Annotated in this window: 17 protein-coding genes; 7 read left to right on the forward strand and 10 right to left on the reverse strand. The window is 73.3% G+C overall.

Translation table 11 applies throughout. The features are described 5' to 3' along the window. Positions 1-196: 196 nt before the first annotated feature. Positions 197-1,078: an alpha/beta fold hydrolase gene (locus tag LE181_RS29585; RefSeq protein ID WP_225664592.1), complete on the forward strand. Its 882-nt coding sequence runs from the start codon at positions 197-199 to the stop codon at positions 1,076-1,078. Positions 1,079-1,097: 19 nt separating this feature from the next. Here the strand turns inward: LE181_RS29585 and LE181_RS29590 are convergent, their stop codons facing one another. Beyond that, positions 1,098-1,880 (reverse strand): VOC family protein, encoded by a 783-nt coding sequence (locus LE181_RS29590; RefSeq protein WP_225664593.1) that lies wholly within the window; start codon positions 1,878-1,880, stop codon positions 1,098-1,100. Between the two features lie 330 nt (positions 1,881-2,210). On the opposite strand from LE181_RS29590, the gene LE181_RS29595 reads away from it, so the two are divergent. Then, the gene (locus LE181_RS29595; RefSeq protein WP_190113068.1) at positions 2,211-2,363 is read left to right on the forward strand and encodes a DUF8834 family protein; all 153 of its coding nucleotides are present in this window, start codon (positions 2,211-2,213) and stop codon (positions 2,361-2,363) included. 96 nt (positions 2,364-2,459) lie between these two features. On the opposite strand, the gene LE181_RS29600 is transcribed toward LE181_RS29595, so the two are convergent. The 4 genes from LE181_RS29600 to LE181_RS29615 form a co-directional block, all read right to left on the reverse strand. Next, positions 2,460-3,065 carry a MarC family protein gene (locus LE181_RS29600; RefSeq protein ID WP_225664594.1) on the reverse strand — a complete coding sequence of 202 codons (606 nt, stop codon included), beginning with the start codon at positions 3,063-3,065 and terminating at the stop codon, positions 2,460-2,462. A 193-nt stretch (positions 3,066-3,258) separates the two neighbouring features. Next, positions 3,259-4,122: a PHP domain-containing protein gene (locus LE181_RS29605; protein ID WP_225664595.1), complete on the reverse strand. Its 864-nt coding sequence runs from the start codon at positions 4,120-4,122 to the stop codon at positions 3,259-3,261. Between the two features lie 114 nt (positions 4,123-4,236). After that, on the reverse strand, positions 4,237-4,878 hold the full coding sequence (locus LE181_RS29610; RefSeq protein ID WP_190113071.1) for a DUF6758 family protein: 642 nt from the start codon (positions 4,876-4,878) through the stop codon (positions 4,237-4,239). 124 nt (positions 4,879-5,002) lie between these two features. Continuing rightward, the gene (locus tag LE181_RS29615) at positions 5,003-5,599 is read right to left on the reverse strand and encodes a suppressor of fused domain protein (protein ID WP_225664596.1); all 597 of its coding nucleotides are present in this window, start codon (positions 5,597-5,599) and stop codon (positions 5,003-5,005) included. A gap of 498 nt (positions 5,600-6,097) precedes the next feature. Between LE181_RS29615 and LE181_RS29620 the strand changes: the two genes are divergently transcribed. After that, positions 6,098-7,207 (forward strand): magnesium and cobalt transport protein CorA, encoded by a 1,110-nt coding sequence (locus LE181_RS29620; RefSeq protein WP_190113073.1) that lies wholly within the window; start codon positions 6,098-6,100, stop codon positions 7,205-7,207. A 28-nt stretch (positions 7,208-7,235) separates the two neighbouring features. Here the strand turns inward: LE181_RS29620 and LE181_RS29625 are convergent, their stop codons facing one another. Continuing rightward, positions 7,236-8,207: a DMT family transporter gene (locus LE181_RS29625; RefSeq protein WP_372458539.1), complete on the reverse strand. Its 972-nt coding sequence runs from the start codon at positions 8,205-8,207 to the stop codon at positions 7,236-7,238. 36 nt (positions 8,208-8,243) lie between these two features. Here LE181_RS29625 and LE181_RS29630 point away from each other — a divergent pair, with 36 nt between their 5' ends. Continuing rightward, on the forward strand, positions 8,244-8,756 hold the full coding sequence (locus LE181_RS29630; protein WP_225664597.1) for a hypothetical protein: 513 nt from the start codon (positions 8,244-8,246) through the stop codon (positions 8,754-8,756). Positions 8,757-8,870: 114 nt separating this feature from the next. Here LE181_RS29630 and LE181_RS29635 read toward each other — a convergent pair whose 3' ends face one another. Further along, the gene (locus LE181_RS29635) at positions 8,871-9,659 is read right to left on the reverse strand and encodes a hypothetical protein (RefSeq protein WP_225664598.1); all 789 of its coding nucleotides are present in this window, start codon (positions 9,657-9,659) and stop codon (positions 8,871-8,873) included. A 216-nt stretch (positions 9,660-9,875) separates the two neighbouring features. On the opposite strand from LE181_RS29635, the gene LE181_RS29640 reads away from it, so the two are divergent. From LE181_RS29640 to LE181_RS29650, 3 genes are read left to right on the forward strand one after another with little or no spacing between them, the layout of a single operon-like run. Continuing rightward, positions 9,876-11,180 carry a magnesium transporter MgtE N-terminal domain-containing protein gene (locus LE181_RS29640; RefSeq protein ID WP_225664599.1) on the forward strand — a complete coding sequence of 435 codons (1,305 nt, stop codon included), beginning with the start codon at positions 9,876-9,878 and terminating at the stop codon, positions 11,178-11,180. Then, positions 11,170-11,739 carry a DUF1003 domain-containing protein gene (locus LE181_RS29645; RefSeq protein WP_225664600.1) on the forward strand — a complete coding sequence of 190 codons (570 nt, stop codon included), beginning with the start codon at positions 11,170-11,172 and terminating at the stop codon, positions 11,737-11,739. Before LE181_RS29640 ends, LE181_RS29645 begins: the two co-directional genes overlap by 11 nt. A 44-nt stretch (positions 11,740-11,783) precedes the next feature. Further along, complete coding sequence (locus LE181_RS29650) at positions 11,784-12,941, forward strand: Mrp/NBP35 family ATP-binding protein (protein ID WP_225664601.1); 1,158 nt, start codon at positions 11,784-11,786, stop codon at positions 12,939-12,941. 88 nt (positions 12,942-13,029) lie between these two features. On the opposite strand, the gene LE181_RS29655 is transcribed toward LE181_RS29650, so the two are convergent. The 3 genes from LE181_RS29655 to LE181_RS29665 all read right to left on the reverse strand — a co-directional run. Next, positions 13,030-13,725, reverse strand: a complete 696-nt coding sequence (locus tag LE181_RS29655) for a hypothetical protein (RefSeq protein ID WP_190113079.1) — start codon at positions 13,723-13,725, stop codon at positions 13,030-13,032. 115 nt (positions 13,726-13,840) lie between these two features. Further along, positions 13,841-14,284 (reverse strand): sec-independent translocase, encoded by a 444-nt coding sequence (locus tag LE181_RS29660; protein WP_225664602.1) that lies wholly within the window; start codon positions 14,282-14,284, stop codon positions 13,841-13,843. Positions 14,285-14,390: 106 nt separating this feature from the next. After that, positions 14,391-15,526: S1C family serine protease (locus LE181_RS29665; RefSeq protein WP_225664603.1), on the reverse strand; the 1,136-nt coding region annotated here is incomplete at its 5' end.

Consider the following 15,526-nt stretch of genomic DNA (forward strand, 5'->3'; position numbering starts at 1 on the left):
GCCCAAGCGCACCCGCGCCACGGCCAAGAAGGCCGAGGCGTAAAGCCTCTGCAACGCCGCTGCCCGGGCCGTTCAGGCCCGGGCAGCGGCGTTTTCCCTGCGCGAAGCGTTCGCCCCGGCCCGGCGTGGCGGGATCCGCGCCCCCACGCGGCCCGCGGGCCCGGCGGGGGCAGGGCGCCGCGTTAGCCTCGTTCCCATGAGCAAGCCGCCGTTCCTCACCCTGCCCCCGTGCGCCCGCGCGTACCGTCTCACCACCGGGCGGGGGGAGTTCGCCGTCCACGACGCCCGGCCCGCCGGGGCGCCGCGCGGAACGGTGCTGCTCGTGCCGGGCTTCACCGGCAGCAAGGAGGACTTCATCGCGCTGCTGGAGCCGCTGGCGGCGGCCGGGTACCGGGCCGTGGCCGTGGACGGGCGCGGGCAGCACGAGAGCCCGGGGCCGCGGGACGAAGCCGCCTACGCGCAGGAGGAATTGGCGCGCGACGTCCACGCCCAGGCCGCGGCCCTCGGCGGCGACGGCGTGCACCTGCTCGGGCACTCCCTGGGCGGCCTGATCGCCCGGGCCGCCGTGCTCGCCGACCCCTCGCCGTTCCGTTCGCTGACGGTGATGAGCAGCGGTCCGGGGGCGATCTCCCCGTCGCAGCAGGCCCGTACCCGCCTGCTGATCGGAGCGCTGGGCGTGCTGGGCATGGGGGACGTCTGGCAGGAGATGCAGCGGGAGAACACGGTCTCCGCGGAGAGCGCCGAGAACGCCACCGTCGCCGGCACACCGCCGGAGCTCGCCGTGTTCCTCTACCGCCGTTGGATGGGCACCGTTCCCGAGCAACTCATGGCGACCGGGCGTCAGTTGACCGTGGAGCCGGACCGGACGGCCGAGCTGGCGGGGGTGCCGCTGCCCAAGCACGTCGTGTCGGGGGAGCTGGACTACGCCTGGCCCGTCCCGGAGATCGACGCGATGGCGAAGGAGCTGTCCGCGCGGCGCACGGTCGTCCAGGGGGCGGGCCACTCCCCCAACGCCGAGCGGCCCGCCGAGACGGCGGAGGCCCTCCTGCGCTTCTGGGACCTCGTCCAGCAGTCCTGACGGCCGGCAGCACCGGCTCCTAGCAGCCCGACTTCTCCGTCACCGTGAACAGGGCGCCCTCCCGGTCCCGCAGCGTCGCCTCCCGCCCGGCCCGGGAGTGGGTGGGCTCGGAGACGACGGCGCCGCCGGCGCCGAGGGCCGCCTCCACGGCCTTCTCGACGTCGTCGACGCGGAAGTACACGTGCCAGCGCGGCCGGATGCGCGGGTCCGGGTCGGCCTCGACGGCGCCGCCGCGGATGCAGGCGACGGTGCGGCCTCCCGAGCGGACGATGACGGCGTCGTCCTCGTAGCGGACCTCGCAGCGGTCGGGCCGGTCGACGGTCCAGTCGAAGATCTCGCCGTAGAACATGGCGGCGGCGAAGGCGTCCCGGGTGCGCAGCTCCAGCCAGGCGGGGGCGGCGCCGGCGCCGATGCGCCAGCCCGGCAGGTTCTTGCCCTCCCAGATGCCGAAGACCGCTCCCGCCGAGTCCGCGGCCAGGACGACGCGGCCGTTGCCGACGGCGAGCGGGCCGACGGCGACGGTGCCGCCGCGCTCACGGACCCGTGAGGCCACGACGTCGGCGTCCGCGGCGGCGAAGTAGGAGGTCCAGGAGGCGGCCATGCCCATGGAGCGGGCCGCGTCGCTGAGGCCGGCCACGGGCTTCCCGTCGGAGAGCGCCACGGAGAAGCCCTCGCCGAACGATCCGGCGCGGAAGGTCCAGCCCAGTACGGCGCCGTAGAAGTCGTGGGCGGTGGCGAGGTCCGCGGTCAGCAGGCTCACCCAGCAGGGCTGCCCCAGCCCCGCGCCGTCGGAGGCCGACATGGCCGATCGCCTCGTTTCTGTTCCGGATCCTGCGGTGTCGGGCGGCCGGCCGGGCCGCGCCGCGGCCGCCCCCTGTCAGGGTTCCACTCGCCGCGCGCGAGCGCATTCCGGCGCGCGCAGGCCGCCCCGTTTCTCGTGCGCACAACCCGGTCGGCACGGCCGACGGCCACCCCTTCCCCCGCAGTGATTAGCCATGTTAAAAATTTCTTTAGCGTAGGGAATGTTTGCACCGTGCGTTGCGTTGGACACGTATGCAACGCGCGCGGCACCGTCGCCGCGCGCGTCACTGTTCACAGTTCTCCGCAGGAGGATCAGACGAAGGGAGAAGCCTTGCGCTTCGAAATCATGCGCCTGGACGACGTCGACGGCACGGCCGTCGACAGCACCGTCGTGGACGCCGCCTCCGTCAACCGGATCGTGCAGCAGGCCGCTTCGATCGGCCAGCGCATCTACATCCGCCCGGCCGACTCCACGGCCCGGTAACGCCTGTCGCGTCCGCGGACGCACCCGGATGCGCAACGCCCCCGTACGGATCCGCCGTACGGGGGCGTTCGTCGTGCCGGCCGGTGCCGGCCGCGCTCAGTGGGCGGCGATCACCTGGGTGATGCCGTTGATGATCTGCTGGACGGCCAGTGCGGAGAGCATCATGCCCGCGAGGCGGGTCACCAGCACCACGCCACCGTCCTTGATCACGCGGATGATGTGCAGCGAGTTGCGCATGACGAGCCACAGCACCAGGTGGATGGCGGCGATCGCGCACCACACCGAGACCTGCGAGGCCACGGAGTCGGCGTGCTGGACGGCGAGGATCACCGAGACGATCGCACCGGGGCCGGCCAGCAGCGGCATGCCCAGCGGTACGAGCGCGACGTTGACGTCCTTGGTCTGCGTCGGCTCCTCCGACTTGCCCGTCAGCAGGTCCAGCGCGATCAGCAGCAGGAGCAGACCTCCCGCGATCATGAGCGCCGGGGTGGTGATGTGCAGGTAGTCCAGGATCTGCTGGCCGCAGATGCCGAAGACGGTGATCACGCCGAAGGCGACCACCGCCGCCTGCCAGGCCATGCGCCGCTGGACCTTGGCGGGCCGGCCGGCGGTGAGCGCGAGGAAGATCGGCGTGATCCCGGGCGGGTCCATGATCACGAACAGGGTGAGGAAGAGCGAGCCGAAGACAGCGATGTCGAACACAGTGAGGGCCTTGCAGGAGTGGTGCGAGCAGGAGCGGGACAACGAGGGAAGGAACGGGGAACGAGGCTCTGCGGAGCGGAGGAGGCGGGCCCTTCACGTCCGTCCACCGCGAGGTCCGCGGTAACGGCGACAAGGGCCTGCGCACACCGTCACCCGTACGCGGACGTGCGGACGGGTGTGGGGTGAGGGGCGGTCAGCCGCCGGCGCCCGGGACGGGGAACGCGCCCGTCGCGCGGCGCGTGATCTCGCCGTAGATCTCCGGGTCGGTGGTGTACTCGCCGAGGCGGCAGGTCTTGCGGCTGCCGTGGTAGTCGCTGGAGCCGGTCGTCAGCAGGCCGAGCTCGGCGGCGAGGCCGCGCAGCCGGGCCCGGGTGGGGGCGTCGTGGTCCATGTGGTCCACCTCGACGCCGTCCAGGCCGGCCGAGGCCAGCTCGGCTATCCGGTCCTCCGAGACGCAGCGGCCGCGGTGGAGGGCGAGCGGGTGCGCGAGCACGGTGACGCCGCCGGCCGCCTTGACCAGGCGAACGGCGTCGAAGGGGTCGAGTTCGTGCTTCTCGACGAAGGCGCGGCCGTCACCGGCGAGCCACTCGGGGGTGAAGGCGTCGGAGACGGTGTCGATCACGCCGAGCTCGACCATGGCGGCGGCGACGTGCGGCCGGCCCACGGCTCCGCCCGCGGCGATCTGCGCGACGCGCTCCCAGGTGACGGGGACGCCGAGCTCGTTGAGCTTGCCGACCATGGCCCGGGCGCGGGGCGTGCGGTCGTCGCGGACCAGCTCCCGCTCGCGCGCCAGCTCCGGCTCGGCCGGGTCGAAGAGGTAGGCCAGCATGTGGACGCTGAAGCCGTCCGGGCCGTCGAAGCGGCACGACAGCTCGGCGCCGGTCACCAGCGTGAGCCCCGCCGGAAGGGCCGCGACGGCCTCGGCGTGGCCGCCGACCCCGTCGTGGTCGGTCAGCGCGACGACGTCCAGACCCGCGGCGGCCGCGTTGCGGACCAGCTCGGCGGGGGTGTCCGTGCCGTCCGAGGCCGTGGAGTGGGTGTGCAGGTCGATGCGCACGGCACGGCTCCCAACGGCGTGTGGAACGGACAGGACCGGTTCAGGATAACTGTCGTACGAACGTGACCCGGCGCGCCGGAGGGCGCCCCGCGCGTTGGCCGGAACCGGCCGGGGTCAGGGTGCCAGGACGCGGGGCGACAGGGCGCCGCAGGGCAGCAGGTCCACCTCGGCCCCGGCGTCCCGCAGGTCCGTGAGCACCAGCTCGTCGTACATCAGCAGGCCCGAGCGCTCCGGCCAGACGATCGCCCACAGCCACAGCCCGCGGGCCTCGCCCGCGAAGACGGCCCGGTCGCCGGGGGCGTTGTCGACGTGCCACAGGGGGGTGGGGCGGCCGGCCGCGTGGACCTTGGCGTGCGGCGAGCGGTCGACGCGCAGGTAGGGGCCGGGGTCGGGGCCGTCGATGCCGGCGTAGCGCGCGCCGAGGCCGACGCCGAGCTCCTCCGCCACGAGCAGCAGCTCGCCGGGGCCGCCGAGCGGGCTGGGCCCGGAGCAGGCGACGGCCGTGGCCCGGCCGCCGCTGCGGTCGTCGCCCGCGTAGACGACGCCGGTGAAGAGCCAGCCGACGGGCAGCGGCCAGGGCATCCAGACCGGCACCCGGGCCCGGCGGACGGCGACGGCAAGCGCTTCGACGCTGGGCGGGACGACCGGCTGCAGAGGGTGCACGGTGCCGTGCACGGCGCACTGCCAGGAGTCGGCGAAGAGACCGGGCGCTCGCACCCGGCCACCGCACTTCGGGCAACTGGGTTCGCCCCTCATAGCCTCCAACGGTCCTACCAGGCCGCCCCCGCGTCAAGGACGATCACCCGTCCGGAGTCGACACCGGCACACCGTTCCGGCCTTCCGGCTGCCCGGCGTCCGGGGGCCGGGCCGGCCCCCGTGATCAGCCCAGGGGAACCCCGGCGCGGAGCGGGTCGCGCAGGTCGGTGCCGTGCCGCAGCCAGCGCTCCTCCAGGGCGGCCGCGCCCTGGACGCGCTTCCACGCGGCCTCGTTGGGGGTCATCGGCAGGAGCGGGAGGAAGCGCACGGGGTCCAGCGGTTCGTCCAGTTCCAGGTCCTCGACGATGCCGCCGGACTCCGCGACGAGCACGGAGGTGAAGGGCGCGCCCGGCCACAGCGGCTCGCCGGTGTCCAGCGAGGCGCCCGGCGCCACCACGACGCCCTCGACCTGCGGTGATGCGGCCAGCACGGCCAGCGGGCGAAGCACCTTGTCGGTGTCGGCGCGGCCGCGGCGCACCGACAGCAGCAGCTCGGCGCGGGGGCCGCGCAGCGGGTCGGCCACGATGGCCGTGGGGTCGGCCATCGGGTGGGCGGACATGCCGAGCGTGGCGTAGCGGACGACGTCGCCGGCGTCGTCTGCGGCAGTGAAGCGGAGGACTTCGATCCGGTCCGTGCCGAGGAAGGTCACCGCGGCGCGCGCGTCCGGCTCACCGAGAGCCATCACCAGCCGGGCCTCGACGAGTGCGAGAACGTCTGACATGCAGTGAGCATAGAACGCGTATCGAACGGGCAAAGGAGGGGCTTGACGCGCCGCACGGCTGCTAGCCTTGGTCTGCCTTGACCTCTGGTCAAGACGTGACGATCGTCCCTCAGCGGGGACCGGCCGGAGGAGGTGGGGCTGCGGTGGATCCTAGTCGACCGTGCAGTACCGACAGTTCTCCCGTCTTCCCGCTCCGGACGCACGTCCCCTCGTGATCTGAAGCCTTCCGCGCCCGGCCACCGTCGCCGGAGCCACCTCCGGAAGTCCTTCCACGCCCGCAGCACTTGACGGAAGAGCGCCCGCCTCTCGCTTTGTTCCGTGTTCTCTGCGAAGTTCTCCGCGAACTGCCGCCGGTCCCGCGCACCGCACGAAGCGCCGCCCGATTTGCGGACGTATCCCTCAGCCGGTCCCCGGCCCGAGGGCGCCACCACGTCTACGTTTCAGGCAGCGTTGCGCCACGCGCCACGCACCGGCGGCCGGCCCGTGAAGGAGCCAGCCATGTCGATGATCCGTGACCTGCGTGCCGCCGTCCGCCCCGCCCTGCGCCGGGTGCCCGTCCAGGGCGGCGGCTACGACCCCACCCGCGACCCCTCGGCCAACAGCGCCGTCGTGGACTGCGCCGTCTACCGCGACGGCAAGCGCGCGAGCGACCACGTCAGCCCGGCCGAGGCCATGCGCCGGGTGCGGGCCGAGGGCGGCTTCGCGTGGATCGGGCTGCACGAGCCCGCGGAGCACGAGTTCGCCGGGATAGCGAGGGAGTTCGGCCTGCACCCGCTGGCCGTGGAGGACGCGGTCCACGCCCACCAGCGGCCCAAGCTGGAGCGCTACGACGACACGCTCTTCACGGTCTTCAAGACCATCCACTACGTCGAGCACGCCGAACTGACCGCCACCAGCGAGGTGGTGGAGACCGGCGAGGTGATGTGCTTCACCGGCCCGGACTTCATCATCACCGTCCGGCACGGCGGCCAGGGCTCGCTCCGCGCGCTGCGCCACCGGCTCCAGGACGACCCCCAGCTGCTGGGCCGCGGCCCCTCGGCCGTCCTGCACGCCATCGCCGACCAGGTCGTCGACGGCTACATAGCCGTGGCCGACGCCGTCCAGGACGACATCGACGAGGTCGAGATCGACGTCTTCTCCGACCCCGGCAAGGGCAGCCGGCGCGGCGGCGACGCGGGCCGCATCTACCAGCTCAAGCGGGAAGTGCTCGAATTCAAGCGGGCGGTCACGCCGCTCATACGGCCGATGCAGCTGCTGAGCGAGCGGCCGATGCGGCTGGTCGAGCCGGACGTCCAGAAGTACTTCCGCGACGTCGCCGACCACCTCGTGCGCGTGCACGAGCAGGTGGTCTCCTTCGACGACCTGCTCAACTCCATCCTCCAGGCCAACCTCGCGCAGGCGTCCGTCGCCCAGAACGAGGACATGCGCAAGATCACGTCCTGGGCGGCCATCTTCGCCGTGCCCACGATGATCGCCGGGATCTATGGCATGAACTTCGACCACATGCCGGAGCTGCACTGGAAGTACGGCTATCCGGCGGTCATGGTCGTCACGGTCGCCATCTGTGTGACGATCCACCGCGGCTTCAAGCGCAACGGCTGGCTCTGAGGGGCCGGGCCCGGCTGCCGGAGAGGTCCTAGACGCCGCTCTCCGGCAGGGCGCTCTCCTTGCGGCGGTCACCCATGATCACCAGGGTCAGGCCCGCCATGATCACCGCGAGGGCGGGGTAGGCCACCGCCGGCGGCTGCTGGCCCAGCCACACGGCCGCGATCAGGGCCGCGCCCGGCGTCTCCAGCAGGATCGCCGTCGAGGTGACGGACGGGCCGAGCCCCTTGACCACCCTGTTGATCAACGAGTGGCCGAGCAGCTGCGCGGCGACGGTCAGCAGGGCGAGCTTGAGCCAGGTCTCCCCGCTGTAGCCGCCGAGCCGGACGCCGCCGGCCAGGCAGGCGGCGAGGAGCAGCACGGTCGTGGTGGCGTAACAGACGTACGTGTACGCGAGCGTGCCCACCGTGCGGCGCACCTCCGCGCCCAGCAGCACGTACCCGGCCGCGGCCATGCCGCCCGCCAGGGCGAGGGCGTCGCCGGCGAGGGCGCGCGCGGACATCGAGAGGTCCACGCCGGTGAGGATCACCACACCGAGGAAGGCGAGCCCGGTGCCGGCCCAGACGAGCGCGGGCGGGCGGTGGCCGCGCAGACGCAGCAGCAGCGTGGTCCAGATGGGCGTGGTGGTGACCAGCGCGGTCGAGGAGGCCACGGAGGTCATCTGAAGGCTCGGCAGCCACACCGCGAAGTGCAGGGCGAGCAGCGCCCCGGCGGCGACGGCGAGGAGCAGTGCCCGGCGGCCCATGCCGCGCAGCTCGGCGCGGTGGCGCAGCAGGGCGAGCGGGGTGAGGGCACCGACGGCCATGGCGTTGCGCCAGAAGGCGATGGCGAGGGCCGGGGCGGCGGTCGCGGCGATGAGTGGCGCGGACAGGGACACTCCGGCGATGGCCGTCGCGAGGAGGAGCAGTTCGGTGCGGACGGACACGGGGGCGGCGGCGTTCTCGGGACCGGCGGGCCGGGCGGGGGCCGGTCTCGCGTCGCGACGGGCGGGGGCAGCACTCACGCGACCAGCCTAGGCCGCGCGCATAAGGTAGGCCCCATGACGATGACGCAGGCGTTGATCGAAGAGGCCACGAAGAAGTCGGGGCTCATCTGGGTGCAGGGTCCGGCCGGACCCAGCCGCGCGCTGTGGCACGTCTGGCACGAGGGCGCCGCTCACGTCGTCGGCGGCCCGGGCGAGCAGCCGGTGGACGCGCTGGCCCTCGCGGACGGCGCGACGGCGACCGTCACGGTCCGCAGCAAGGACAAGGGCGGCCGGCTCGTCGCCTGGACCGCGTCCGTGAGCGAGCTCGTGCCGCACGGCGAGGCGTGGACGGCGGCGGTGGCCGAGCTCAAGGGCAAGCGGCTGAACGCACCGGACGCGGAGCGGCTGGAGGAGCGCTGGGCCCGGGAGTGCCGGGTGCTGCGCCTGGCGCCGACGGGCACGTCGGCGGACCTGCCCTCGGACTCGCTGGCGGCCGTCCCCCTGCCGACCCCGGCGACGACGCGCCACCCGATGCCGGCCGCCCTGCCGCGCCTGCTCCGCCGCGGCCGCAAGGCCCGCCAGGCGTAACCCCGCATCGCTCCGGGGCCCGGAAGCCTGTCCGCGGGTCCCGCCCGGGCCCGGGGGACGCGCCTCCGGCTACCGCCGGCCTGCGCCCCGCCCACGGCCCGCGGGTGTGCGGCGCTACTTCACGGGGACGCCCTGGCCCCCGCTCGGGATGTGCAGCTGCTTGCCGTAGTCGACCGTCTGCTCCTTGGCGGGGACGGCGAGGGCGAAGTCCTTGCCCCAGCCGTCGAGCTCCAGCTGGCCGCCGCCCCCCGCGCGCTGGACGCGCAGCGGGTAGGGGGTGCCGGCGAGGGAGACGTCCAGCGTGCCGCCGCTGCCGCCCGCGCCGGTGACGCGGATGGTGCGGACGCCGCCGACCGTGCCGTGCTCGCCGCGGGCGAGCGTGCCGTGCAGCCCGATGAGGCCGTCGAGGAGCACGTTCTTGTCGGTGAAGCCCTTGAGCTGCTGGTACGAGGGGTCGTCGGCCGGCACCTTGACGTACTTGTCGTCGAGCTTGCCGGCGGCGGCCGCCGCGTCCCCCTTGCCCGTCGCCGAGGGAGCGGCCGAGGGGGCCGTCGCGGCGCCCCGGGCCCAGAAGCCCGCCGGGGCCTTGAGGTAGAGGTCGTCGCCCACCCGCAGCAGTTCGAAGGTGCTGGCGTCGGAGAGGGAGACCCGGCCCGTTCCGCCGTTCTTCTTCAGGCGCATGTCGAGGCGGTACGTGCGGCCCTGGCTGACGACGTTCCCGGACAGGTGGACGGTTTCCGCGCCCTGGGCGGCGGCGCGGGCCTTGTCCTGGATGGCGGGGGCTTCGAGCTTGCCGACGCCGTTGGTCCCCGCATCGGGGTCCTCGCTGCCGCCACAGGCGGTGAGCACCGCCGACAGGACGGTGCACAGCGCCCCCACGAGGGCCGCGTTACGGGTTCGCACCTCTGCTCCTGCCTCCTGTTACCGGTGGGACAGGCGGCAGCGTACCCGTGCCGGTGGCGAGCGGAAGCCGGGAGTCCGTCCTGATTCCGTACAGAGCTCGTGGAGAGTCCGTACGGCCGTCTCTCCCGCGCCCGACGAAGCCGGTCACGTTAGCCTGAACCGGACATCCTGCGAGCAAGAACGAGCGAGCAAGGACCAGCAAGGAGGTGCGCGGCCGTGGCAGCAGGCGCCCCCCGGGTCTTCGTCTCGCACCTCTCGGGTGTCGCCGTGTTCGACCCCAACGGCGACCAGGTGGGCCGCGTGCGCGACGTCGTGGCGATGCTGCGCGTCGGCGGCCGGCCGCCGCGGGTGCTGGGGCTGGTCGTGGAGGTCGTCAGCCGGCGCCGGGTCTTCATCCCCATGACGCGCGTCACCGGCGTGGAGTCCGGCCAGGTCATCACCACGGGCGTGGTCAACATGCGGCGCTTCGAGCAGCGCCCGACGGAGACGCTGGTCCTCGGCGAGCTCCTGGACCGCCGGGTGCGCCTGGTCGGCGTGGAGGGCGCGGAGGCCGAGGTCACCGTCCTCGACGTGTCGCTCACCCAGCTGCCGGCCCGCCGCGACTGGGAGATCGACAAGGTCTTCGTGCGCCGCGGCAAGGGCGGGGCGCTGCGCCGCAAGGGCGAGACCCTGACCGTGGAGTGGTCGGCCGTGACCGGCTTCTCGCTGGAGGAGCACGGGCAGGGCGCCGAGAACCTCCTGGCGACCTTCGAGCGGCTGCGCCCCGCCGACCTCGCCAACGTCCTGCACCACCTCTCCCCCAAGCGGCGGGCCGAGGTCGCGGCCGCCCTGGACGACGACCGGCTCGCGGACGTGCTGGAGGAGCTGCCGGAGGACGACCAGATCGAGATCCTCGGCAAGCTCAAGGAGGAGCGCGCCGCCGACGTGCTGGAGGCCATGGACCCCGACGACGCCGCCGACCTCCTCTCCGAGCTGCCCGAGGAGGAGAAGGAGCGGCTGCTGACCCTCATGCAGCCGGACGACGCGGCCGACGTGCGCCGCCTCATGGCCTACGAGGAGCGCACCGCGGGCGGCCTGATGACCACCGAGCCGATCGTGCTGCGCCCGGACGCGACCGTCGCCGACGCCCTGGCCCGCGTCCGCAACCCCGACCTCTCCCCCGCCCTCGCCGCCCAGGTCTACGTCTGCCGGCCGCCCGACGAGACACCGACGGGCAAGTACTTGGGCACGGTGCACTTCCAGCGGCTCCTGCGCGACCCGCCGTTCACGCTCGTCGGCTCGCTCACCGACACCGATCTGCGGCCGCTGCCGCCGCACACCCCGCTGCCCGCCGTGACCAGCTACCTGGCCACGTACAACCTGGTGTCCGTGCCCGTCGTCGACGCGAGCGGCTCCCTGCTGGGCGCGGTGACCGTCGACGACGTCCTCGACCACCTGCTGCCCGACGACTGGCGGGAGACCGAGCTGCACCTGGGCGCGCTCGGCATGAGCGTGCTGCCGGAGGCCGCCGATGAGCCCTGAGCGGCACGAGCGCGGAGAGGTGCGGGAGCGGCCGGCCCCGCACGAGCGGCCGCACGGCCCGCCCCGGGTCCGTCTGGACCTGCCCCGGGTGAAGCGGCGCGGCTGGCTGCCGGAGTACGACCCGGAGGCGTTCGGCCGTACCTCGGAGCGCATCGCGCGGTTCCTCGGCACCGGACGGTTCATCGTCTGGATGACGGTCGTCATCATCCTGTGGGTGGTGTGGAACACCACCGTCCCCGGGCACCTGCGGTTCGACCGGTACCCGTTCATCTTCCTGACCCTGATGCTGTCGCTGCAGGCGTCGTACGCGGCCCCGCTGATCCTGCTGGCGCAGAACCGGCAGGACGACCGCGACCGCGTCAACCTCGAACAGGACCGCAAGCAGAACGAGCGGTCCATCGCGGACACCGAGTACCTCACGCGGGAGATCGCGGCGCTGCGCATGGGCCTGGGCGAGGTCGCGACGCGCGACTGGATCCGCTCGGAGTTCCAGGAGCTGGTCAAGGAGCTGGAACAGCGCCGCGTATTCCCGGAGGAGAGTGAGGAACGCGACCGCTGACGGGCCTTTCCGGAGGCCCCCTCCCGCGCCGTACCATCGTCCCTATGGCTACCGATACGAACGGAACGTCTCCGGGCGAGGACGCGATCCGCGACGCGCTCGCGACGGTCAACGACCCCGAGATCCAGCGACCCATCACCGACCTGGGGATGGTCAAATCGGTGGAGATCGCGGCGGACGGTTCGGTCGCGGTGGCCGTCTACCTGACGGTGTCCGGCTGCCCCATGCGCGAGACGATCATCAGCCGGGTGAGCGAGGCCGTCTCGCGCGTCGAGGGCGTCACGGGCGTCACCGTCGAGCTGGACGTGATGAGCGACGAGCAGCGGCGGGAGCTGGCGGCCTCCCTGCGCGGCGGCCAGGCCGAGCGCGAGGTGCCCTTCGCCAAGCCGGGCTCGCTCACCCGCGTCTACGCCGTCGCCTCCGGCAAGGGCGGCGTCGGCAAGTCCTCGGTGACGGTCAACCTGGCCGCGGCCATGGCGGCCGACGGCCTGAAGGTCGGCGTCGTCGACGCGGACATCTACGGCCACTCCGTGCCGCGCATGCTGGGTGCGGACGGCAAGCCCACCCAGGTCGAGAACATGATCATGCCGCCGTCGGCGAACGGCGTGAAGGTCATCTCCATCGGCATGTTCACCCCGGGCAACGCACCGGTGGTCTGGCGCGGCCCGATGCTCCACCGCGCGCTGCAGCAGTTCCTGGCGGACGTCTACTGGGGCGACCTGGACGTGCTGCTGCTCGACCTGCCGCCGGGCACCGGTGACATCGCGATCTCCGTGGCGCAGCTGGTGCCGAACGCCGAGATCCTCGTCGTGACCACCCCTCAGCAGGCCGCGGCCGAGGTCGCCGAGCGGGCCGGTTCGATCGCCGTGCAGACGCACCAGAAGATCGTCGGCGTCGTGGAGAACATGTCCGGGCTGCCGTGCCCGCACTGCGACGAGATGGTCGACGTCTTCGGCACGGGCGGTGGCCAGCTCGTCGCCGACGGCCTGACGCGCACCACGGGCACGAACGTGCCGGTGCTGGGCTCGATCCCGATCGACGTCCGGCTGCGCGAGGGCGGCGACGAGGGCAAGCCCGTCGTGCTGACCGATCCGGAGTCCCCGGCGGGCAGCGCGCTGCGCGCCATCGCCGGCAAGCTCGGCGGCCGCCAGCGCGGCCTGTCCGGCATGTCGCTCGGCATCACGCCGCGCAACAAGTTCTGAGCGTCCGGGACGCACAGGACGCACACCGTGGGTAAGGGGCGGTCTCCATGGAGGCCGCCCCTTACGCGTGCCCCGGGGTGCGGGGCGGTCAGTGCTCGTACGCGGCGATGTCCTTGATCACCGAGAAGCCCATCCCATAGGCGCTCATCCCCCGCCCGTACGCGCCCACGTGGACTCCTCCCTCGGCGGAGCCGGCCAGCACCCAGCCGTACTCGGACTCGCGGTAGCGGAAGTCGGTCGGCACGCCGTCCACCGGCAGCGACAGCGTCGACCAGGGCGCCTCGTCGAGCCGGTCGGCCAGCTCCCAGGCCAGGGCCGTCTGCTGGTCCAGCCAGTCCTGGCGCAGCGCGCGCTCCATCTGGGCGGGCCAGGTGCAGGCCAGCAGGCCCGAGCCGGCCAGCCAGGCCGCCGAGGACACCGAGGTGGCCTCCAGGACGCCCGTGCCGTCGGCGCTGCGCCGCACCGGGCGGCTGGCCACGGTCACCACGACCGCGAAGCGCTGGGTGCCCGTGTCGTGCTCGATGCGGCCCATCCGCAGCGAGGGTTCCGCGCCGTGGCCGGTGGAGCCGTGCTCCACGGTGCCGTCGGCCGCGGCGCCGACCTGCATCAGCCAGCGCGGCCCGGTGTACGCCTCGTCCAGGCCGTACCAGGGGAACGACGCCAGGAGATAGCCGTCGACCGAGCGCCGGGTCCCGGGCCCGCCCTGAGGCCCTCCTTGCGCGTCCTCGGCGGACCCGTCGGCCCCGCCGACCCCCTGCGCCTCTACCCGGCTCGTCGTCTCCATCTGCGCGGCGCCTCCTCGTTGCCCCGTCGTCCGGGCGCGCCTGCCCCGCGGGCGGCTGCACCCCAAACAAAGGGAGGATAGCCACCCCCGTCAACAGGGCCCCGCATACGCGGGCTCAGGTGGCGTCGGCGTCGAACGGCGGATGGCCGCCGGGCTGCGGGCTCTCGCCCTTTTTCAGCAGGTCGGGGGTGCCGGAGCCGGCGGCGGGGGGCGGCGTCTGCGCCGCCGCGTCACCGGAGCGGCCGTGCACCGCGTCGGTGACGTCGGCCATCTCGGCCTTGAAGTCGAAGCCGTTGCGGATCTCCTTGAGCCCGAGCTCGTCCTTCTCCAGCACGTGCTTGCGGACGAAGGTCTTCGGGTTGAGGTCCTCGAACTCGAAGTCCTTGAACTCGGGGCCGAGCTCGGAGCGGATGTCCTCCTTGGCGTTCTCGGAGAACTGCCGGATCCGGCGCAGCGTGCGCGACACGTCCTGGATCATCTTCGGCAGCTTGTCGGGGCCGAAGATGAGCACGGCGAGGACAACGAGCGCGACCAGCTCAAGAGGTCCTATGTCGAGCACGTTGCACAGCTCCTTGGGGCGTCGGTGCCCGGGTCCGGGCCGTCTATCACGGTACCTGCCCCGGCGGGAACCATGGGAGACACCCCGGTGGCCGCCGGGCGAAGGCTCAGCGGGTGCTGGCCGAGCCGAGGGTCAGCTGCACGGTCCGTTCCTGGCCGTCGCGCTCGACGGTCAGCCGGAGCGTGTCACCGGGACGGTGACTACGGATCTTGACGATCAGCTCCTGGCCACTGTGGACGGGGACGTCGTCCACCTTCTTGATCACATCCTTGGGCTGGATGCCCGCCTTGTCGGCGGGCCCGCCGCGGGAGACGCCCTCGGCCTTGGAGCTGTCGGTGTTCACCCGGGCGCCGTCGCCCGCATAGGCCATGTCGAGGGAGACGCCGATGACCGGGTGGGTGGCCCGGCCGGTGTTGATCAGCTCCTCGGCGACCCGCTTCGCCTGGTTGACCGGTATCGCGAAGCCCAGGCCGATGCTGCCGCCCTGGCCGCCGCCCTCGGGGTCACCGCCGGCCGAGCGGATGGCGCTGTTGATGCCGATGACGCGGGCCTGGGAGTCCACCAGGGGGCCGCCGGAGTTGCCGGGGTTGATGGGGGCGTCGGTCTGCAGGGCGTCCACGTAGCTGACGTCGCTGCCGTCCTGCTTCTTGCCGCCCGCGGTGATCGGCCGTTCCTTGGCGCTGATGATGCCGGTGGTGACCGTGCCGGCCAGGTCGAAGGGCGCGCCGATGGCGACGACGGAGTCGCCCACGCGCACGGAGTCGGAGTTGCCGAGCGGCAGCGGGCTGAGGCCGGAGACGCCGGTGACCTTGATGACGGCCAGGTCGTAGCCGCCGTCGCGGCCGACGAGGGTGGCCTTGGCGGTCTGGCCACTGTTGAAGGTCACGGATATGGAGCCGCCGGCGCCGGCGGACTGCACGACGTGGTTGTTGGTGAGGATGTGGCCCTTGTCGTCCAGGACGAAGCCGGTGCCGGTGCCCTGGTCGCCGCCGCCGCGGACGTGGATCGTCACGACGCCGGGCAGGGCGCGGGCGGCGATGCCCGCGATGCTGCCGGCGGCGCGGTCGGTCCTGCCGGGCGCCGACTGCGGCAGCGTGACCCGGTGCGAGGGGCCGCCGTCGCGCTCCAGGTGGACGCCGACGCCCGCGCCGAGCGCGCCGGCGAGGAGGGCCACGGCGGCGGCGCCGGCCACGAGCCGGCCGCGGGTGAGCCGCAGGGTCTTCTTCTCCGGCGCGTCCTGCG

The organism is Streptomyces sichuanensis, assembly GCF_020328095.1.
Taxonomy (GTDB): Bacteria; Actinomycetota; Actinomycetes; order Streptomycetales; family Streptomycetaceae; genus Streptomyces; species Streptomyces cinnamoneus.